Annotated in this window: 20 protein-coding genes and 2 pseudogenes; 18 read left to right on the forward strand and 4 right to left on the reverse strand. The window is 46.2% G+C overall.

Translation table 11 applies throughout. The features are described 5' to 3' along the window. The first annotated feature begins 61 nt into the window (after positions 1-61). From PGW97_RS18885 to PGW97_RS18915, 7 genes and pseudogenes are all read left to right on the forward strand, one after another. Positions 62-949, forward strand: a complete 888-nt coding sequence (locus PGW97_RS18885) for a LysR family transcriptional regulator (protein WP_047884533.1) — start codon at positions 62-64, stop codon at positions 947-949. Between the two features lie 179 nt (positions 950-1128). Continuing rightward, positions 1129-3096, forward strand: coding sequence for an alkaline phosphatase D family protein (locus tag PGW97_RS18890; protein ID WP_273860436.1), 1968 nt, complete (start codon positions 1129-1131; stop codon positions 3094-3096). A gap of 46 nt (positions 3097-3142) precedes the next feature. Then, positions 3143-3730, forward strand: coding sequence for a YceI family protein (locus PGW97_RS18895; protein ID WP_273860437.1), 588 nt, complete (start codon positions 3143-3145; stop codon positions 3728-3730). 357 nt (positions 3731-4087) lie between these two features. Beyond that, on the forward strand, positions 4088-4723 hold the full coding sequence (locus PGW97_RS18900) for a fumarylacetoacetate hydrolase family protein (RefSeq protein WP_273860438.1): 636 nt from the start codon (positions 4088-4090) through the stop codon (positions 4721-4723). 44 nt (positions 4724-4767) lie between these two features. Further along, positions 4768-5307, forward strand: a pseudogene (gene cyaB / locus PGW97_RS18905) (class IV adenylate cyclase). Between the two features lie 216 nt (positions 5308-5523). Next, the gene (locus PGW97_RS18910) at positions 5524-5739 is read left to right on the forward strand and encodes a DUF3820 family protein (protein ID WP_047884528.1); all 216 of its coding nucleotides are present in this window, start codon (positions 5524-5526) and stop codon (positions 5737-5739) included. Positions 5740-6024: 285 nt separating this feature from the next. Further along, positions 6025-7275 carry a DEAD/DEAH box helicase gene (locus PGW97_RS18915; protein WP_273860439.1) on the forward strand — a complete coding sequence of 417 codons (1251 nt, stop codon included), beginning with the start codon at positions 6025-6027 and terminating at the stop codon, positions 7273-7275. Positions 7276-7423: 148 nt separating this feature from the next. Here the strand turns inward: PGW97_RS18915 and PGW97_RS18920 are convergent, their stop codons facing one another. Further along, positions 7424-7837, reverse strand: a complete 414-nt coding sequence (locus PGW97_RS18920) for a VF530 family DNA-binding protein (RefSeq protein WP_180795645.1) — start codon at positions 7835-7837, stop codon at positions 7424-7426. A 123-nt stretch (positions 7838-7960) separates the two neighbouring features. On the opposite strand from PGW97_RS18920, the pseudogene PGW97_RS18925 reads away from it, so the two are divergent. Beyond that, positions 7961-8056, forward strand: a pseudogene (locus PGW97_RS18925) (putative quorum-sensing-regulated virulence factor); the annotation flags it as partial. A gap of 110 nt (positions 8057-8166) precedes the next feature. On the opposite strand, the gene PGW97_RS18930 reads toward PGW97_RS18925, so the two are convergent. Next, positions 8167-8580 (reverse strand): helix-turn-helix domain-containing protein, encoded by a 414-nt coding sequence (locus PGW97_RS18930; protein WP_273860440.1) that lies wholly within the window; start codon positions 8578-8580, stop codon positions 8167-8169. A gap of 173 nt (positions 8581-8753) precedes the next feature. On the opposite strand from PGW97_RS18930, the gene PGW97_RS18935 reads away from it, so the two are divergent. The 5 genes from PGW97_RS18935 to PGW97_RS18955 all read left to right on the forward strand — a co-directional run bounded on the left by PGW97_RS18935 (position 8754) and on the right by PGW97_RS18955 (position 12717). Continuing rightward, a complete protein-coding gene (locus PGW97_RS18935) occupies positions 8754-9266 on the forward strand; it encodes a DUF2938 domain-containing protein (RefSeq protein ID WP_273860441.1) in 513 nt (170 codons plus the stop codon). Between the two features lie 99 nt (positions 9267-9365). Beyond that, positions 9366-9851 (forward strand): GNAT family N-acetyltransferase, encoded by a 486-nt coding sequence (locus tag PGW97_RS18940; protein WP_273860442.1) that lies wholly within the window; start codon positions 9366-9368, stop codon positions 9849-9851. Positions 9852-9888: 37 nt separating this feature from the next. After that, the gene (locus PGW97_RS18945; RefSeq protein ID WP_273860443.1) at positions 9889-10410 is read left to right on the forward strand and encodes a GNAT family N-acetyltransferase; all 522 of its coding nucleotides are present in this window, start codon (positions 9889-9891) and stop codon (positions 10408-10410) included. 128 nt (positions 10411-10538) lie between these two features. Then, positions 10539-11015, forward strand: coding sequence for a nucleoside deaminase (locus PGW97_RS18950; RefSeq protein ID WP_047884521.1), 477 nt, complete (start codon positions 10539-10541; stop codon positions 11013-11015). Positions 11016-11400: 385 nt separating this feature from the next. After that, positions 11401-12717, forward strand: a complete 1317-nt coding sequence (locus PGW97_RS18955; RefSeq protein ID WP_273860444.1) for a methyl-accepting chemotaxis protein — start codon at positions 11401-11403, stop codon at positions 12715-12717. Positions 12718-12951: 234 nt separating this feature from the next. Here the strand turns inward: PGW97_RS18955 and PGW97_RS18960 are convergent, their stop codons facing one another. Continuing rightward, positions 12952-13470, reverse strand: a complete 519-nt coding sequence (locus tag PGW97_RS18960; protein ID WP_217394225.1) for a M48 metallopeptidase family protein — start codon at positions 13468-13470, stop codon at positions 12952-12954. A gap of 216 nt (positions 13471-13686) precedes the next feature. Between PGW97_RS18960 and PGW97_RS18965 the strand changes: the two genes are divergently transcribed. The 5 genes from PGW97_RS18965 to PGW97_RS18985 all read left to right on the forward strand — a co-directional run bounded on the left by PGW97_RS18965 (position 13687) and on the right by PGW97_RS18985 (position 17173). Continuing rightward, positions 13687-14139 carry a methyltransferase family protein gene (locus tag PGW97_RS18965; protein WP_047884518.1) on the forward strand — a complete coding sequence of 151 codons (453 nt, stop codon included), beginning with the start codon at positions 13687-13689 and terminating at the stop codon, positions 14137-14139. Between the two features lie 166 nt (positions 14140-14305). Further along, on the forward strand, positions 14306-14713 hold the full coding sequence (locus tag PGW97_RS18970; protein WP_217394229.1) for a hypothetical protein: 408 nt from the start codon (positions 14306-14308) through the stop codon (positions 14711-14713). A 289-nt stretch (positions 14714-15002) separates the two neighbouring features. Further along, positions 15003-15398, forward strand: coding sequence for an STAS/SEC14 domain-containing protein (locus PGW97_RS18975; protein WP_047884517.1), 396 nt, complete (start codon positions 15003-15005; stop codon positions 15396-15398). 138 nt (positions 15399-15536) lie between these two features. Then, entirely contained in the window at positions 15537-16205 is a 669-nt protein-coding gene (locus PGW97_RS18980; RefSeq protein ID WP_273860617.1) for an outer membrane beta-barrel protein, read from the forward strand. Positions 16206-16276: 71 nt separating this feature from the next. Then, positions 16277-17173: a 6-pyruvoyl trahydropterin synthase family protein gene (locus PGW97_RS18985; protein ID WP_273860445.1), complete on the forward strand. Its 897-nt coding sequence runs from the start codon at positions 16277-16279 to the stop codon at positions 17171-17173. Between the two features lie 213 nt (positions 17174-17386). On the opposite strand, the gene PGW97_RS18990 is transcribed toward PGW97_RS18985, so the two are convergent. Beyond that, entirely contained in the window at positions 17387-18700 is a 1314-nt protein-coding gene (locus PGW97_RS18990) for a phospholipase D family protein (protein ID WP_273860446.1), read from the reverse strand. Positions 18701-18749: the final 49 nt, after the last annotated feature.

Below are 18749 nucleotides of genomic sequence, written 5' to 3' on the forward strand. Positions count from 1 at the left end.
GCGCGCAAACTTCACTACACTCACCTCAGTCGTTTTCAAATTGATAGAGCTAAGATATTGAATGAACTGGACTCTTGACCAACTGGAAGCCTTTGTCAGTGCGGTACAGCAAGGCTCATTCACTGCTGCTGCCCGCAAGTTAGGCAAAGCGCAGTCTCGTGTCAGCACAGCAATTACCAATCTGGAGCTGGATTTAGGGTTTGATCTGTTTGATCGCAGTGCCAAGCTGCCCGTTTTAACGGTACGCGGCGAGGACATGTATGTAGAAGCTCAGGCCGTATTGGCCCAGTGTCAGCGGTTACAGTCACGGGCATTGACCATGGCGGCAGGGGAGGAGAGTGCGTTCACTATCGCGATGGACGAAGCTGTGCCGATCACTGTGTTCGAATCCCTGTTTGCGCAGCTTGGAGAGAGTTTTCCTCTACTGAAACTAACGGTGATAAATGGTTCCCAACAGGACATTGCACAGTGGGTTGCGGAGAAAAAAGCCGACATCGGAGTGGTGTTCCATCAGTCTGCGTTACCGGATGGCCTGGAATTCACCTCTATTGGCCAGTTTAAACATGCGCTGGTGGTGGCCCCGCATCATCCGCTGGCGAAAAATCCAGCCCCTACAATTAGTGAGTTGACCGACTATCGCCAGTTGGTGATCCGAGATCGTATGGGACGAAGTCAGGGTAAGCCACTATCGGCGAATTACTGGCATATCGATAGCTACTATCTGATTTCCTCGATGGTGATTCGAGGCATTGGATGGGCTTTGGTGCCTGAACATGTGATTCGGGAGGACTGGTATGCGCCTTATCTGGTTGAGCTGTCAACGGAAGCGATTCCTGAGCCTCTGATGGTAGAGATGGGAGTGGTCAAACGTCGAGACAAAGGTGAGGGACGGGTGATGAACTGGTTGTACACAGAACTGGCACGCTTGTTTCAGCAAAATGGGCGCTAAGTGTACTTATTTGCTTTAGGTCCACTTAAGACTGAGCAACAGTATCTGCGAGCAATCCACAGAGTGAAGCTGCTGGGTAAAAACGGTGTCAAGTTATGTGATTCTGCCCAGGCAGAGGATAGATCGTCACGCGCATTATTGGTACTGTGATTAAAAAAGAATAAAAGAGTCATCTGGTTATGCCTGAAACATCACAAGAACAACTACAAACGATTGTATCTGATCTGCCGCTGATTCTTGCGGGCCCGGTGTTACGTAAAGTGACACCGCAGGAATTAACGCTGTGGCTGGCCGTTTCTTCCCCACTGGATGGCACGTTTACACTTCACCGTGCCAGTGAAGAGGAAGCCTGTTTTGAAGCGGATCTGGCATCCGGACATCATGTTCGAATCGGGCAACATGCCTGGATATATCAGGTAACGTTTCACGGCGAATTCCCGGCGAACACGCCACTGGAATATGATTTGCTGACGCAATCTGGTTCACTGGCGAAATTACAACCTTCTTTGTTTTATGGTACAGAGCAACGGGTTTCTTTCATCATCAAACCGCGGGCAGATTATATTCTGCATGGCTCCTGCCGAAACCCTCATTATCCAAGTAAAGACAGCTTGGTGGCAGCGGATACCCAACTGGAAAGCCAGGCTATTGAAGAACGTCCATCACTGCTGATGCTCAGTGGCGATCAGATTTATGCCGATCACGTGGCAGGCGCCATGCTGGATGCAATCCAGCAAGTCATTGAACGGTTGGGGCTCTATGATGAGACGTTTGAGAAAGCCAGAATTCAGAGTGCCTCCGAGTTGTACCAGCATCCGTATAACTTTTATCTGCGTGACAAAATTCTGCCGCATTATTTCGAAGGCGGAGAAGAAATTATTGATAAGTTGCCAGCGCTTGGCCGCTGGCTGCGACGCCGGGTGCCGGTTTTCAGCTCGCGCGAATCAGGGAACCACCTGATCTCGCTGAGTGAATTCATGGCGATGTATCTGTTAGTTTGGTCGCCGGTTTTATGGCGATGTGTTAATCCGCTGCGCCTGCAAGAATCCCAGTTCAACTGGGGTGGAGAAACGTTGCCGGCCCAATGGCAGCAGCTCTGGATGAAAGAAACCCCGGAAATTACCGCGTTTGTTGAAGGCTTGCCGCAGGTGCAACGACTGCTGGCGCATTTGCCGACATATATGATTTTCGATGATCACGACATTACTGATGACTGGAACCTGACAGTGGGTTGGGAACAGGCAGCATACAGCGATCCATTTTCCCGCCGTATTATCGGGAATGGCCTGGTCAGTTACTGGTTATGTCAGGGATGGGGGAACGCACCTGAGAAGTTTGATGAGACTTTTCTGACTCACGCTATGCGTTATTTTGATGAGCCTGACAGTGATAATCAGGATAGCTTCATTGATTATCTTTATCGCTTTGAAGGCTGGCACTATACCGTTGCCACGACGCCGAAAATGGTGGTGCTGGATACCCGCACCCGACGCTGGCGCTCTGAGTCAACAATGAATAAACCCTCGGGGCTGATGGATTGGGAAGCGCTGCTGGAATTTCATCAGGAGTTGATCGATGAGTCGGCGGTGATTGTGGTATCGGCGGCGCCGATGTTTGGGGTGAAATTCATCGAGACGTTACAGCGTCTGATGACCTGGCTGGGGCGTCCGCTAATCGTGGATGCGGAAAACTGGATGGCGCATCCGGGGTCGGCCAATACCATGATCAGCATATTTACGCATCCAAAAACGCCGACGAATTTTGTGATTTTGTCCGGAGATGTTCATTACTCGTTTGCCTATGACGTGAAGCTGCGTTTTCGAAAAAGTAGCCCGAACATCTATCAGATTACCGCCAGCGGCATTAAGAATGAATTTCCTGAACGACTGTTACGTATCTGCGACTTTCTGGATCGGATTCTGTACAGCCCGCGGTCGCCACTGAACTGGTTCACCAAACGTAAGCGATTGAAAATATACAAACGCGATCCGGATCTGGATAACGATCATCGCCTTATCAACCGCAGCGCCATCGGAGAAATTCGCCTGGATGACAAGGGGAAACCGATTGATATTGCGATCTTAACCGCAGAAGGGAAGCGAGTTTCTTTCCCCCCCATTAACCGACGAGGTAAAGCTGGCCTATAGTTCTAGGATTGCAAACCAAAAAACGAGGTGAATGATGGCTTTAGGGATGAAAAAGGCAATATGCGGGTTAGCCGTGGCTGGTTTGATGCTGGCGGGCAGTGTACCTGCGTTTGCAGGCTGGAATCTGGATGGCAGCAAATCCAGCGTTGGCTTCTCTTCCGTTAAAAATGACGCGGTGTTTGAGCAACACGGATTCCGTAACCTGAGCGGTTCCATTTCTGACGATGGCGAAGTAAAACTGACCATTGACCTGAACAGTGTTGATACCAATATTCAGATCCGCGATGAGAGGATGAAAAAAGAGCTGTTCGACACTGAAAAATTCCCTTTCACGACAGCTATGGCGAAAGTCGACGTCGCCAAGCTGAAAGCATTGGCGCCGGGTAAAACAGAAGTGACCGATGTTGAATTTGCGTTAGATCTGCATGGCAAAAATGAACGCCTGATCGCATCAGTACAAATTACCGGTTTGGAAAATGGAGGTTTACTGGTTTCGACGATTAAACCTGTGGAAGTAAAAGCAGGGGCATTTGGGCTGGATGTCGGTGTGGACAAACTACGTGATATTGCCAAACTGAATTCCATCTTGCTTTCAGTTCCTGTGAATGCAAACTTAGTATTTCTCTCTGAGTAACAGTAGAATAGCGAAACAACCTTAAGTGCCGGCACGATGCCGGCCTTATTGCTTTTGGCGTTGCTGATTTTAGCAGCTTGAGTTGTGTGAATAGACAACCGTGGATTGATTCTGACGGTTGTCTTGGCTCATAGCACTTGATACTAAGAACTGTCACCGCCGCGAATTTTTACATGCTTGGCGTGATCCATGCCTGAGGCTTTTTTGCTGTAGTTTTAGCCGAAGTGATAGCTGTCGTTTTCCAGATTTGAGGCTACCTGTGCATGGATGAATCTTCCAAGATGCTGATGTTTAGAATATTTAAATTATCCAGAGCCTGGATTATTTAGCACTGTGATTAGTAAACAAGGATGCCCAATGAAAACAGTAGTCGTTGAAAATACACCTGTCACCCCCGGTAAAATTATTTGTGTCGGTCGAAACTATGTCGCTCACATCCATGAGCTTGGCAATGATATCCCCGATGAAATGGTGCTGTTTTCCAAACCAAATTCTGCAATAACAAATCAACTTGCCGCTTCTCATAATGGCGATGAGTTACATTACGAAGCTGAGCTGGCTTACCTCTATCAGGATGGTGTTTTTTCTGCGGTTGCCGTGGGGCTGGATCTGACTAAGCGAGAAGTGCAGAACAAGCTTAAGGAAAAGGGGCTGCCGTGGGATCGTTGCAAGGCATTTGACGGCGCGGCTCTGTTCAGTCCGTTTGTTTCTATCAGTCCCGCAGTGAGTGATGCATTGCAGGAAACGCCATTGGGCCTGACGCTTCATATTGATGGTGAACTCACGCAAAGTGGTACAACAGACCTCATGATTTACAAACCTGACGTCGTTCTGGCTGAGATACAGAAATTCATGACGCTGGAAAATGGCGATATCGTTATGACGGGGACTCCGGCAGGGGTGGGGAAAATTAATGCTGGCGCAGTGTTCAGTGCAGCAGTGGTATGTGGTGACCACATACTGACATCTGTGGAATGGACTGCGGCAGCGTAACCTGACCAAATCATTAAGTAACGACAATTTAAAGAAGGTATCCCGTGAGTAGTGAGCATTTTCAAGGGAAATACGAAGTTGAATTAAAATACCGACTGGCATCCAAGTCCGCTTTTCTGGCACAGCTGAAACAGATGCCACATGAAGTGATGCTGGAAGAAAATGTTGAATCGGATACCTTTTTTGATACACCTTCCCGGACTTATGCCAAATAGGGAAAGTCGGTGTCTATCCGTAGCATGTCGCCTTCCGGTATTCAGCTATGGATTGTTAAGGGGCCTGAGCCGGATCGCTGTGAAGCGGTCAATATTACCGATGCCAATAAAGCCTGCAGTATGCTCCTGACGATGGGGCTTGCTCCTGTGCTACAGACCAGTAAAACACGCAGTATTTATTTTGTGGGGGAGTTTCATATTACAGTAGACAGTCTTACAGGTATTGGCGACTTTGCGGAGTTTGCCATTATGACTGACGATGAAGCCAAACTGGATAGTTACCGTGAACAGCTGACGACGATGGCTGCGCAATTCGGTTTGCAGGAAAGTGATCGGGAATGCCGTTCTTATCGAGACATGCAAGCCTGAGCCCTATCAGGCTAATTCTACATATTTCAGCCTATATGTTGCCTATGTTAAGGCTCCATGTTACGGCACTAAGTTGAGGCTCTGTGTTGAGGCTCTGTGTTGAGGCTGAAGCACTGTGTTAAGACACTAAGTGACATTCCGCATACTAAGGCTTAAAGATGTCTTTTCTGATATGATCAGACCGATTGAAAACAACATGCAAAAGTAGTGACTCACATGTTTGATAAAGAGCAAATAGTAAAACTGGCTAATGTAAAAATGCCGTTTGGAAAGTACAGCGGGCGTGTCATCATCGATCTGCCTGAAGAGTATCTGCTTTGGTTCGATAAAAAAGGCTGGCCGAGCGGTGAGTTGGGTGACTTATTAAAGCTGTGTTTAGCGTTGAAAATTGAAGGGCTAGACAGCGTCGTGAAACCTTTGAAGCGGATGTGACCTACATCGGTAACCTTAATTTTTCCCACTATACAATGTGTTTTTCTTCAAAAGAGTAAGACTGTCTGGCTGACTCCTTTTTGCCCCAAAGTGAGTCGCGACCGCCTCCATAGTGAATAGTAGAGTTCTGATTATAAAAAACATTAACTCATGCTAGCTAAAGGAAATACCTGACCCGATAGTTCTTCTCTAGTCAATCTTCTGTTTGGCTCATTATCGCTAACACCCTCGCGCTAAATAGCATAAGATACTCGGCCTTTACCCAGTACTGAGCCACTCATCGTAATGACAGATAAAACACAGCAAGCGACATTTGCCGACCTTGGCCTGATTCCAACCTTAGTCGAGCGACTAGAAGTGTTAGAATATAGCCAACCAACACCTATTCAATCTCATGCCATCCCGTATGTGCTTGGCGGCAGGGATATGGTAGGCGGAGCCAATACGGGCTCAGGTAAAACCGCCGCTTTCTCGCTGCCAATTTTGCAGAAAATTCTTCAGCAAGGTGAATCAAATGCTCGTCGTGGCAACTTCGTTTCTCATTTGATTTTGGTTCCTACTCGTGAGCTGGCATCGCAGGTAGCCTACAACGTTAAATCCTACTCATATCATCTTAGAGATATAATCAAAACGGTTGCCGTATTTGGTGGCGTATCCGTGAACCCGCAAATGCAGGCGCTGCGTGGTGGCTGTGACATCATTGTTGCAACGCCGGGACGACTACTTGATCTGGTATCGAGTAACGCGATTAAGTTAGACCAAGTAAAAACGCTCGTGCTTGATGAAGCTGATCGTATGTTGAGCCTAGGATTTACCGAAGAACTCAATAAGATTCTTGCTTTACTGCCTGAGAAGAAACAGACGCTGCTATTCTCTGCCACTTTCCCTGAGAAAGTCACGACTTTGGCTAAGCACTTACTTAACGATCCTGTTGAAGTTCAGCTACAGAGTGCAGAAGCCAGCACTTTGGTGCAGCGCGTGTTTAGTGTCAATAAAGGTGAGAAGACGGCGGTACTCGCGCACCTAATCAAACAGCATCAATGGCGACAGACTTTAATTTTTGTGAATGCTAAAAATGCCTGTAACCACCTAGCTCAGAAACTGTCAAAACGAGGCATCACTGCTGAAGTTTTCCATGGTGACAAAGGGCAAGGCGCTCGTACTCGCGTTCTTGAGGGTTTTAAGTCTGGTGAGATTCAAGTACTGATTGCTACCGATATCGCAGCACGCGGTCTTGATATTGAAAAATTGCCAGTGGTGATTAACTTCGATCTTCCGCGTAGTCCTGCTGATTATATGCATCGAATCGGACGCAGTGGCCGTGCGGGTGAAGTGGGTCTGGGTCTATCTCTTATCGATTACGATGACTACCACCACTTTAAAGTGATAGAAAAGAAAAATAAGTTCCAGCTTGAACGCGAGCAGGTAGAAGGCTTTGAAGTGGAAGACGACCAAAGTGAAGCCTACTTTTTACCGATGAAGCCGCGTGCAAAGCCGGCAGGAACGGGTAAAAAGAAGAAAAAGCGTAATCAGTAGAAGACGTAACCTACAAGTTAGTCGAATTACGAGAGTTTCTTGGGCGGAGATTAACCAGTTGGTCACTCGCTGCCGTTGATCCGTTTAAAGAACAATAGAGCCTTGCTGGATCCGTCAGCAGGGCTCTATTGCTTTCTAAGGAAGTGTACTAGCGACGTGTCGGACGGCCACGAGATGAGCGTTTTTTAAATGAGGATGCTGCTTTAGCTTGTGACTTAAGAATAGAGTCAACGGTTAGCGGCATCGGCTCTTTAGGTTCAAGACCATGAGGAAAAGTTCGAGCTCTCGGTGGTAAGTTGTATTCTTCTTCGCTCGCGCGTGGCATGCGCTTAAAGCGATAAAGGTAAAAGTTTTCTAATTTTTCTCTCGCCCATTCGGTTTTCTTTAAATACTTCACGCTACTTGCAATCGAGGGTTTAGTGTTAAAGCAATTAAAGCGCATGGCTGTATCTAGAATGTCCCAGCCATAAAAATCCACCAACTCTTGCAACATAGTCTCTAGCTTTAACCCGTGCAGTGGGTTGTTTTGTTGCAGTTCGATTCTCTCTTCGTCAGTCATCATTTTAGGGGCCTTACTCATCAAAGGGCGGAGTTTAGCAAAGTATACAGTGCAGAGATATCTATAGTTAGGCCGCGATGGTTTGAATAGAAACGCCAGAAGAAATTTGCTTTCTTTGGGCTCAGAAAGAAAGGGTTCCCGGAAGGTGAGCTGGGTTTACTGATGGTACTGGCACTTAAGATTGAAGGGCTTGACAGTGTCGTCAAATCGCTGAAACGTTGAGTGTGATATTTCATCTTTCTGGCCATTTGTTATCGTTAAGAAGAAACTTGCACGTAGAGTCACACTGACTCAACAACTGATAGATTGAAAGGGGGCTGAAAGTACTGAATTTATTTCAGGATCGATGGGTCTTCCGCATGATGCACATCTTTCAGCATTTTTTGAAAAGACGGGCATTGTAAATGGTTTTCTTCAGGGCATTCAGCAACATGCCGTAACCCTAACTGAATTTTGGTTAATTGGCGGATTGTTTGTTCGAGTGCATTGGCTTTATTCAGTAGTACGGCGCGATCAATATCCAGATGGCCGTCATCAGTGAACATTTCACTGATCTCTTCCAGTGTCAGGCCTCCCATTCTTCCGAGTGAAATAAGCGATAGCTGCTGAATCACTTTGGGGTGATATTGTCTTCGTAATCCTTTTCTGCCAACTGCCCGGATTAATCCACGGGATTCGTAATAACGCAAAGCTGAGGGTTTTAATCCTGTCTGCTTGGTGACTTCACCAATATCGAGCCATTCCATACTTGACCTCAATCTGACTTTAAGTTGTACGATGCAACTGTAGCAGGATATGCACATGATCCCAATGATTAGATCTAATTGAATAGATCGTGACAGTTTCGCTGAGAATCGGGTGAGAGGTATGGCTGCAGAATCAATCTTACAACGGTAACACTGTATCAAAGGAGCAGGGAATGGTTATATCTGGGGTGAATGAATTCATTGTTCAGGCTGTGATTCTGGGTGTGGGCGCGACAGTGGTGATGGATGCATGGGCGTTGTTTCAGCGTCATGTGCTGGGCGTTCCGACGCTGAACTATGCAATGGTCGGGCGGTGGCTGGGGAGAATGACCTATGGTGAATTTGCGCATGCTTCGATTGCTGACGCGTCAGATGTGAAAGGTGAAACCGTACTCGGATGGGGAGCCCATTATCTGATTGGCATTTTGTTCGCCGCAATTTTGATTGCAGTGGTCGGCGAAAAATGGCTATCGGCCCCTACATTGTGGCCGGCTGTGATGGCTGGCGTTATCAGCGTGTCGGCTCCTTTTTTGATTATGCAGCCCGCATTTGGATTAGGGGTAGCGGCTGCGAAGATGCCATCTCCCTTAAAAGCCAGAATTAGAAGTGTTATCACCCATGTTATATATGGCTGGGGTCTGTATCTGACAGCATTGCTGATGCAATATGTATCTGATAGTTTCTAATACTGTTCCTGCAGCCGGATAAAGCTGTGGGCTTAAGCTGGCTGCCAGCAGGAATATGAATGGATTAAAAAGAACTGCTCATAAACAAAGGGAGAAAGTATGGTGATTCGCGCATTACAGCCTGCAGACTTTGACGCGTTGTATGCTATTTATTCAGATTTGGAGGTTGTCGCGAATAATCGTTTTTTACCTTACATCTCTCGCAATCGTTTTGAAGCCATGTTTACAGATGATCAGTACAATTTTGTCTGTTGTACTGATGATGGTGAAATACTCGGTCATCTGGCTATCATCGGATCAAATAAGCCAAGGATCAGACATGTTGTGTCTTTTGGAATCGCGGTGTCTAAACGCAGTAGGGGGCAAGGTGTAGGGCGACAACTCATGCAACACCTTATCGATTATTGTGATAACTGGCTGAATGTGAGGCGTATTGAACTGGAAGTTCATGCCAATAATGAAGCTGCTTTAGGACTGTATAACACCTTTGGTTTTGAGCTTGAAGGTGCGAAAAAACAGGCCGTGTTCGTCAATGGCCAGTTTATCGATATATTGTTGATGGCCAGGCTCAATGGTCGCTCTTAATAGCGTTACGCTTTCAATTACAACAAGGACTGTTTTCATGAATATCATTGCTCTTTCTTCCGTTGATGGTTACGAAAATCAACTACGGGAGTTATTACAGGACTGTGTCGGCAGCGGTGCATCTGTGGGTTTTATTGCGCCAATAGCACAGGCTGAAGCAAACAGCTACTGGCAGGATGTTCAGGGCGAATTAGCGAATGGTACAAGAAAACTCTGGGTGGCAATAGAAAATGGTATGGTAGTGGGCGCAGTTCAGCTGGGGTTGTGTTCCAAAGCGAATGGTTCTCATCGTGGTGAAGTAGAAAAGTTGATGGTGCATACTTCAGCGCGAGGAAAAGGGATTAGCAAAAAGCTAATGGCGTCACTGGAAGAGGTGGCGGTATCGCTTGAACTGCTACTATTGGTGCTGGATACCCGACTTGGTGATATCGCTTCCACACTATATCGCCAGCTTGGGTATATCGAAGCAGGTCAGATACCGGACTTTGCGCGAAGCTCTGACGGACAACTCGACGCGACGGTGCTATTTTATAAGCAAATTAATGGTATGAAGCGTTAAATGGTTTGTAAATGGCGTGATTGGGGTAGTCATTCCAGTTATCAATTTCCACTAGCAGCCATCATTCATTCTGTTGTTGGCTTTCATTTTGATACCTATACCATCTTACCTAAACTCTGGAGAGAGACATGATAACGGGAAATGATCTGCTGTATCTGCAACGCTGTATATCCTTAGCTAAGGAAGCCTTGGACGCCGGAGATGAACCGTTTGGCTCTTTGCTGGTGGCAGAAGATGGCACCATTTTATTTGAAGATCGTAACCGTGTGGCCGGGGGCGATCGTACCCAGCATCCTGAGTTTGCTATTGCTCGCTGGGCAGCAGCAAACATGTCGCCTGAAGCGCGAGAAAAAGCGACAGTATATACCTCCGGTGAACACTGCCCGATGTGTGCGGCAGCACATGGCTGGGTAGGGCTGGGACGTATTGTCTATGTCAGTTCATCGGCACAGTTATCGACATGGCTGCAGGAGTGGAATGTCCCCTCAGCGCCTGTAAAAGCATTACCCATTCAGGATGTAGTACCAGGTGCTCAAGTGGAAGGCCCAGTACTGGAATTAGCGGATGATATCCAGGAACTGCATCGTCGTTTTTACCAGGTTTAATTTATTTGAAAGAAAGAGAGTGCATGAGGCGCCAAAATGATGGCGCTTTTTTTGTGAAACGATTTCTATGATTAATGTGATAGTTCGTGACAGGTCACAAAAATGAAAACTGGTTAAAGCATTTTTGGGTAGTTAAACGTGCCGGCAAGTAAGCCAGTTCTCGGTCAAAAAATGTGGTTTTAGATAATCAGTTTAAAAATAAAGGTGTCAATAAGGATAAATCATGTTTATAACTGGATTTAAAGCATAGCCATATTGTAGTAGACGCATTTTAAATCCCAAGAGTCATTAAATCTCAACACGTTCCTTTTATATAAAATTCCCATAAGGAATCATTTGTTCATCTATATTGTTATTTAGATGTATAGATGACAGGGAATGTCCGATGTTTGGTCTATTGAAACGCAATACGGTTTCTCAGGAAACACTTTTATCCGTTACCCATCTTTACCATGAATCTCATCAGTTATTGACTGCAATTACAGACTCATTTGCCTCTATTGAATTTACCCCATCCGGTCAGATCCTTTTGGCTAATCCACTTTTTCAGAGCGTGATGGAATACTCGATTGATGAGATAGAAGGTAAACACCACCGTATGTTTTGTACTGAGCATACCCGGAATAGCCAGGAATACAGAGAGTTCTGGCACCAATTGGCGTCGGGTGTCCCGATTAATGGATTATTCCAACGGGTAACAAAAAGTGGTCGGGAAGTCTGGCTAGAAGCCAGTTATTGCCCGGTGCATGATCAGGAAGGACGGGTGTGTAAGATCATCAAGGTGGCGACCGATGTCACCGAGCGGGTTATGGCCCATCACCATTTAGAAAGCCAGGTGAAAGCGGTTTCTCGATCGATGGCTATCATTGAGTTCGACCTGTCCGGCAATATTCTGTTTGCCAACGAAAATTTTCTCGGGGCCGTTGGATACCGCCTGGAAGAAATACAGGGACATCATCACCGTATGTTCGTTTCACCGGAATATGCTCAGTCTAGGGAGTATCAGCAATTTTGGGCAAAACTGAATCAAGGGCAGTTCCTGGGCGGCAAATTTGAACGGGTGAATAAAGCGGGGGATCGTCTTTGGCTAGAGGCAACTTATAACCCGATTTTTGATACTAATGGCCAATTATACAGAGTGATCAAATTTGCCACGGATATCACCCAGTCGGTCTTGCTGGAGCAGGAAAATAATCAACTGGCTTACGAGTTATCCGTAAAAACCTGCCAGCTGTCGGCCGAAGGTTGTGAGTCGGGGCATCAGGCAATTGCGAAAATGTCCGAAATGGTTGCTGGCCTGAATGCAACTTCAGACGTGATTTCGCAACTGGAGGCTCAGTCCCAGATTATCACCAGTATGGTAGACACTATTTCGGCGATTGCTAATCAAACCAATTTATTAGCGCTTAATGCGGCAATTGAGGCGGCTAGAGCTGGAGATCAGGGAAGAGGCTTCGCAGTGGTTGCCGATGAAGTGAGACAGTTGGCGGCTCGTACCAATGAATCTACCGTCAGAATTGAAGATGTTGTTAGGCAAAACAGCCAAGTGACCTCTCAAGCCGTGGATTCTATGTCGACAATCATTGCCAGTGCCCGAAGCAGTATGGAAAGGGTTAAGGCGGCGAATGAGGCGATTCAGGATATTGAAAAGAGTATCAATGACGTTGTGGCAGCGATTCAACGATTGTCGGCGACAGGCTAGCAAAGCATGGTTGTTTGAGTCCTGATCTTCCGCAGGTTTTTATCTGACTCGCGTTCAATTATCTTGATAGTCCGTTAACGACTGCTACTGAGTCAGACACGCCCAACTGCTTTGACGAGGTTGGGCGTGTCCGTATTGCCATGCAGTTTGGGCTTGCTGCTGCGTCAAAAGCTGCGCCAAAAATCGTAGTGGATAAATGCCGCGGCTATAAATCAAACGGCCAAAATGTCACATTTAAGAGTCGGCGGTTGAGTATATCGATCCGTCCAGATCCATCTGGGTCAGCAACAAACGGGTATCAAACTCAAGTTGGTGGTAGTGCGGTTCCATATGGCAACAAAGCTGATAAAACGCCTTGTTGTGTTCTTTCTCACGAATGTGAGCCAGCTCATGTACCACGATCATACGAAGCATTGGCTCAGGCGCTTGTTTAAACAAGGTCGAAACCCGAATTTCATTTTTCGCTTTTACTTTATTGCCATGCACGCGAGAGACAAAGCTGTGTAATCCTAAAGCATGATTAACAACATGAATTTTGCTGTCGTAGGCCACTTTACTGATGGGGGCAGATTTTCGAAGGTACTGATTTTTGAGTGCCATAACAAAATCATACAGCGATTTCTCAGATTGAACCTGATGTGCTTCAGGGTATTTATTCAACAGGTAAGCCTTTAGCTTATCATTTCGAATAAGGGTGCTGATCTGGTCAGTTAGATGTGAAGGATAACCCTGTAAATATTTCAGTTCGTGCATGGGAGAATACCAGAAGCAGATCAAAGCGGTGATTCTAGCCAGAGCGCAGTGCGACTGCAATGGATTAAGGACGGTGGCCAGTAGCCATTTAATTGTTAGTGCAATAAATTCAGAACGATGGACGTTGTCAGAACTGAGAGTTCTCGCCCATACTTATAAGCAGAAGCAATCGAAAATGCTGATTAGTCAGAGCTTTGTACCAATAAGGAGCGCACTATGTATTTACGGCTGCCACCCCCTTTAGTTTTACTGCTGTCGGTTTTTGGCATGTATTTGCTGGCACAATTAATGCCTTTGTACGAATTTCACTTTGCCGGGCAGCGTATGCTGATGCTAATGTTCTGTTTGGCGGGGACGCTTATTGGACTGGCTGCAGTCATGTCTTTTGCCAGAGCGAAAACAACGGTTAACCCACATAAACCCGCAAAAACATCAGCCCTTGTCACAACGGGTATTTACCGGATCTCTCGCAACCCAATGTACCTGGCTCTACTGTGTCTTCTCATGGCGGCTTTCATTTACTTTTCAGCCCTATCAGCGGTGCTGATGATCGGCGTGTTTGTTATGTACATGAACCACTTCCAGATTGCGCAGGAAGAAACAGTCCTGAAAGCCATGTTTGGTGAGCGGTATGAGAAATACTGCCATCGTGTAAGACGCTGGTGTTAAACATGCTGGTTTAACTTCACAGTCATTTAAACTTGTTGCACATGTTTTTATCCTGAAGAGTTTTCTCAATCACGTAACAACATAATTTTTAAGAGCAAAGTAAAATATAGGTCTAAGATTATTGTATGTGATATGCGTTCCATATCTTTTTATAAAGGAGTACGGTATGGGGTTCAAAAGCACTTTCCACCAAAATGTCTTACCAATATTTAAGCTGCCTTTAGCTTGTCTGTTTGCATCGACAGAAGATGTGGTGTTTGTTAGAACAGTTAACAGCGCTGATGATTCCACACGATATCATTGGAGCAAATGTTTGTTTGAACAAACGCAGATGGAGATTATTGCCCTTAAACAAGCAGTTAAAAGAGCAGGTTATCAGCTCTCTGAAATTGCCAGAACGGAAGTGATTCTTTCCAAGTCGGTAGAAGATGATCAACTCGCCGAACTTTATGAGTTGCTCGAAAGTCTACCTGGTGAAGTCGAAATTCATTATGAAGAGCCTGGGTTATTTACCGGAAAATCTGAACTGGCACCATCCCAACTCATTGCTATTGAGGCAATGGTCATTCATTAAAATGAATTCATATATTTAGGCGTGGTTTTATTGCATGATGAAACCACGCTGACATGATATTTCCCTGCATTGAATGGTTTCTTTTCCCGCCAAATGAATCTTTTCTGACATGATTTTCCACTTGTTTTGATTTTTTGCACTTGCACTTGCACTTGCACTTGCATCCACGCCCTGCAATATGGTTGTGCTTATTCGAAATGTGCAGGGGCAGTTTGCGTTCATAAAGGCACTGACGATAGGCGTCGTCGGTCTACACTTGTTTGATAAAGGCAAAAAAGAGGGAATTACAATGAGCTATTTACATGGTGTGCATGTTGAAATTGAACAAAATGAGAACCAAATTTTCATGGAAATGAAAGCAATCGGCACGCTGACCCATGAAGATTATGAAAAAATCACCCCATTATTGGAAACAGCCCTGGAAGGCACAACGGATCCTGTCGTTAATGTTTTCTTCGATGGGACAGAATTTGAAGGCTGGGATCTGCATGCTGCGTGGGACGACCTTAAACTCGGGCTGCGCCATGGGAGAAAATTTAACAAAATAGCGTTCTATGGTAATGAACGGTGGCAATCGATTATGTCCAAAGTCGGAAGCTGGTTTATCAGTGGTGAAGTGCGCTATTTCGAAGATTCTATTGAAGCCATTAACTGGCTTCGGGAAGCAGATAAATCTGCAAGCTGATTCACTATAGCCTTGTATCCTTGAACTGAATGTCTTGGAACCGAGTGTATAGTATTGAATATTAGATTGATTTAATATAACCACTCAAAAAATAATAAGGCAAAAACCCGTTTGCCTTGCGTTGAAGGTGTGGTGGACATGAGAAAAAGAATAACCCTTGCCGGATTCATCCTTTCGCTGTTTCCGGCGACGGTATGGTGTGAAAATGCGAGTCAGGGATTGACAGACATTCAGCCTGCTTCAGATCTGCGGTATTTTGTTGGTTTGCGTGCTGGTGCCAGTCAAATGGGTAATGATGATAAAGCGACCCTTGTGAATGGCGGGCTTTTTACTTCTGATGACAGTAGTTATGCAGGCTTTGGTGGTCTGGACTTTGGAGTGTACAGCCAAAAGTGGAACACTCGCATGTATTACAGTTATGAATACCACACCTCGACGACAGAGTTTGAAGGGGATGATGCGTACGACATTAATGCCCATCTACACATGCTGAGTGCTGATCGTATATTCCGGACTGATTCAAGTATCCAGCCGTTTGTGGGACTTCATTTTGGTTATGCGTTTGCAAAATCGGATTCTCGCTTTAATGATAAATATGAAAACGATGGATTCGTTTTTGGTTTTCAGGCAGGGGTAGACTGGAGAATTTCTGATAGTGTTGCTGTTGAACTGGGGCTGCGACATAGTGTGTTACCGTCAGATCGCACCAACTGGTCAGCAGAAGACAGCCAGGGTCAACCTGTTAACGTCGAAACGCAACTCACTGGGGTTTCTTCGGCGTATCTGGGCGCAAGTTACCGATTTTAAGCCGCTGGTTTACTCAGAAAAATAGCTGCGTATAATGCCTTGCCGCAACCAGAACCAATAAGGACTTCACTTTGAAGCTATTTGTAAGAGATCTAACCGTTATCGATGCCTCGTACCTGTGTGAGCAGCGCGGAATGGTAGGAGAGAGCTGGATTCTTGATGTGGTCATGTCGGGCGAACTGAATGAAATGAGCATGGTGCTTGATTTCAGCCGCGTGAAAAAACGTATCAAGCAGCTTGTTGATGAATTTGTTGACCATCGACTGATTGTGCCTCGTCAAAGTGCGGCGATTCGCATTGCTGAAAGCCAATTGGGCTATTCAACGGTTGACCTGTTACGCGGCGAAAAGAGTATTTACCTGAACTGTCCTGATGAGGCGTACTGCTTTATTGATGCCAATGAAGTCACGATTGAGTCGGTTACTCAGCACATTTATGATGTGCTCAAAGGTCAATTACCGGAAAATGTACAGGGTCTCGAACTGACATTGCGACATGAAGCGATTCCCGGGGCGTTCTATCATTACAGCCATGGTTTGAAAAAGCACGATGGTAACTGTCAGCGCATTGCCCATGGTCACCGCTCTCCGATTGAGTTGTTGGTTGATGGTGAGCGTGATGCATCATTGGAACAGCAGTGGGCTGAGCGTTGGCATGACATTTATCTGGGTACTCAGGAAGATTGCTGTTCGTTGAATGAACTTGATCTGAGTCCGGAAGCAAAAGCCGCGAAAGAAGAAAGTCATTTTGCTTTTCGCTACACCGCACCTCAGGGTGAGTTCCAACTGGCCATTGCTCGTTGTGAAACGGAAATGATTCCGACTGATACAACGGTTGAGTTACTGGCACAATACATTGCCGAGCAGGTTAGTCTGCAAGTCAATGAAAGTAGTGTACTGGACGTTGTGGCATATGAAGGTGTAGGCAAAGGTGCGATGGCTTCAATGCCCGGACGTAAAAGCGCGTAATTCGGGTTGTCGCCCAAGGTGGATGTTCAGAAGCTTACTTGTCTTTGGGTTCCGACTACAAACGCACACAGCTCAACGATAGTTTTCTAAAGCCCCTGTTTCAAGACAGGGGCTTTTTCTTGCCTTACGTTTTTTGGCAACTCTTAAACTCGGCTGTTTTTAGTATGACAGTTTGCTGCTTTTCAACGGTGGTTCAGGCTTAACGGGCGAGCATCAGAGTAGATTCTCAATAGGCAGAATACCGGAGAACCATGCCGCGATCCGTAGCCACATGCTGGCATCAGGCTCGGTTGAGTATTGCTTGCCGGTCGCATCATCAAACCAGACGATCTCGCCACTTTCATTCAGTTCAAGGCGATAGGTAAACTGCGGCATATGTTGCTCTATACCCTGGTACACGTCATCAGCAAAGGCAGGAGATTGCACCAGTACACCCATTTCGGTGTTGAGGTAGGCAGAGCGCGGGTCAAAGTTAAACGATCCGACAAATACATCCTGTTTATCAATGATGAATGTTTTGGCATGCAGACTGTTTCGGGAACTCCCCAACCATGATCGTTCTCGCTTATGCAGGCGGTCAGCTTTGACTTCGTACAGTCGGATGTTGGCTTCCAAGAGCGATTTTCTGTATTTTGCGTACCAGCCGTGTACGGCAAAGACATCGTTAGATGCCAGCGAATTGGTAATGATGGTGAGCGTAATGCCTTTATTAGCCGCTCGGGTTAATGCATTGGTTCCCTTTCGCGTTGGCACAAAGTAAGGGGATACCAAAAACAGTTCAGATTGCGTTTGCGACAAAATGGCATCCAGTTCATGGAGCAGTAAGTCACTGTTTGCGCTCTGATAGATTTTCTCTGGTGGATCGTAATGTAGTTCGGCTTCACCCCAGTAAAAGGACAGGGATTTATCTTGAATTTTCTTTGCAAGGGGTAATTCCGACAGCTGAGCGACATACGGCGACTGAGTTTCAATGGCCTGTTGCAGCATGGCTTCCCATTTATCCTGTTGTGCCTGAGAAACCGGCGCATAGTTATCCACCAAATCTTCGATTGGTGAAGCTGGCTTACTGTTCCAGTAAGTATCAAATTCAAGGGAGAGTTGAGGAATAATATTTCCGAGCATCAGGAGATCAAAATCCCCGAAATCGACCTCCCCATTAGCCGAAAAATATTCATCCCCGATGTTGCGTCCGCCCGCGATACCGAAAGTCCCGTCGACAATAAGCGCTTTGTTGTGCATACGACGATTTAAACGGTCAAAGTCACCAATAAACCCCAGAGCACGACTGACACGCTGACGAAATGGATTAAAGAGCCGTACTTCAATATTCGGGTGGCTGGATAGCGAGGCCATAACAGCGTCATCGCGAGATTGCATGTCATCGAGTAACACCCGCACCCGCACGCCACGCTCTGCCGCTTTATATAAGGCATAAGTGAGGAGAGAGCTGGTGGCATCGTCGCGGTATATGTAGTACTGAAGGTCGATACTGTTATCGGCGCTGTGGATGAGTGCCAGTCTTGCCAAAAAGGCTTCCTGTCCATCAGCTAGAGGGTAAAAACCGGTTAACTCAGGA

Source organism: Photobacterium sp. GSS17 (genome assembly GCF_028621875.1).
Classification (GTDB): Bacteria; Pseudomonadota; Gammaproteobacteria; order Enterobacterales; family Vibrionaceae; genus Photobacterium; species Photobacterium ganghwense.

Coding starts and splice junctions, on each gene's coding strand:
- PGW97_RS18885 (WP_047884533.1), top strand. CDS start 62: ATGAACTGGACTCTTGACCAACTGGAAGCCTTTGTCAGTGCGGTACAG.
- PGW97_RS18890 (WP_273860436.1), top strand. CDS start 1,129: ATGCCTGAAACATCACAAGAACAACTACAAACGATTGTATCTGATCTG.
- PGW97_RS18895 (WP_273860437.1), top strand. CDS start 3,143: ATGAAAAAGGCAATATGCGGGTTAGCCGTGGCTGGTTTGATGCTGGCG.
- PGW97_RS18900 (WP_273860438.1), top strand. CDS start 4,088: ATGAAAACAGTAGTCGTTGAAAATACACCTGTCACCCCCGGTAAAATT.
- PGW97_RS18910 (WP_047884528.1), top strand. CDS start 5,524: ATGTTTGATAAAGAGCAAATAGTAAAACTGGCTAATGTAAAAATGCCG.
- PGW97_RS18915 (WP_273860439.1), top strand. CDS start 6,025: ATGACAGATAAAACACAGCAAGCGACATTTGCCGACCTTGGCCTGATT.
- PGW97_RS18920 (WP_180795645.1), bottom strand. CDS start 7,837: ATGATGACTGACGAAGAGAGAATCGAACTGCAACAAAACAACCCACTG.
- PGW97_RS18930 (WP_273860440.1), bottom strand. CDS start 8,580: ATGGAATGGCTCGATATTGGTGAAGTCACCAAGCAGACAGGATTAAAA.
- PGW97_RS18935 (WP_273860441.1), top strand. CDS start 8,754: ATGGTTATATCTGGGGTGAATGAATTCATTGTTCAGGCTGTGATTCTG.
- PGW97_RS18940 (WP_273860442.1), top strand. CDS start 9,366: ATGGTGATTCGCGCATTACAGCCTGCAGACTTTGACGCGTTGTATGCT.
- PGW97_RS18945 (WP_273860443.1), top strand. CDS start 9,889: ATGAATATCATTGCTCTTTCTTCCGTTGATGGTTACGAAAATCAACTA.
- PGW97_RS18950 (WP_047884521.1), top strand. CDS start 10,539: ATGATAACGGGAAATGATCTGCTGTATCTGCAACGCTGTATATCCTTA.
- PGW97_RS18955 (WP_273860444.1), top strand. CDS start 11,401: ATGTTTGGTCTATTGAAACGCAATACGGTTTCTCAGGAAACACTTTTA.
- PGW97_RS18960 (WP_217394225.1), bottom strand. CDS start 13,470: ATGCACGAACTGAAATATTTACAGGGTTATCCTTCACATCTAACTGAC.
- PGW97_RS18965 (WP_047884518.1), top strand. CDS start 13,687: ATGTATTTACGGCTGCCACCCCCTTTAGTTTTACTGCTGTCGGTTTTT.
- PGW97_RS18970 (WP_217394229.1), top strand. CDS start 14,306: ATGGGGTTCAAAAGCACTTTCCACCAAAATGTCTTACCAATATTTAAG.
- PGW97_RS18975 (WP_047884517.1), top strand. CDS start 15,003: ATGAGCTATTTACATGGTGTGCATGTTGAAATTGAACAAAATGAGAAC.
- PGW97_RS18980 (WP_273860617.1), top strand. CDS start 15,537: ATGAGAAAAAGAATAACCCTTGCCGGATTCATCCTTTCGCTGTTTCCG.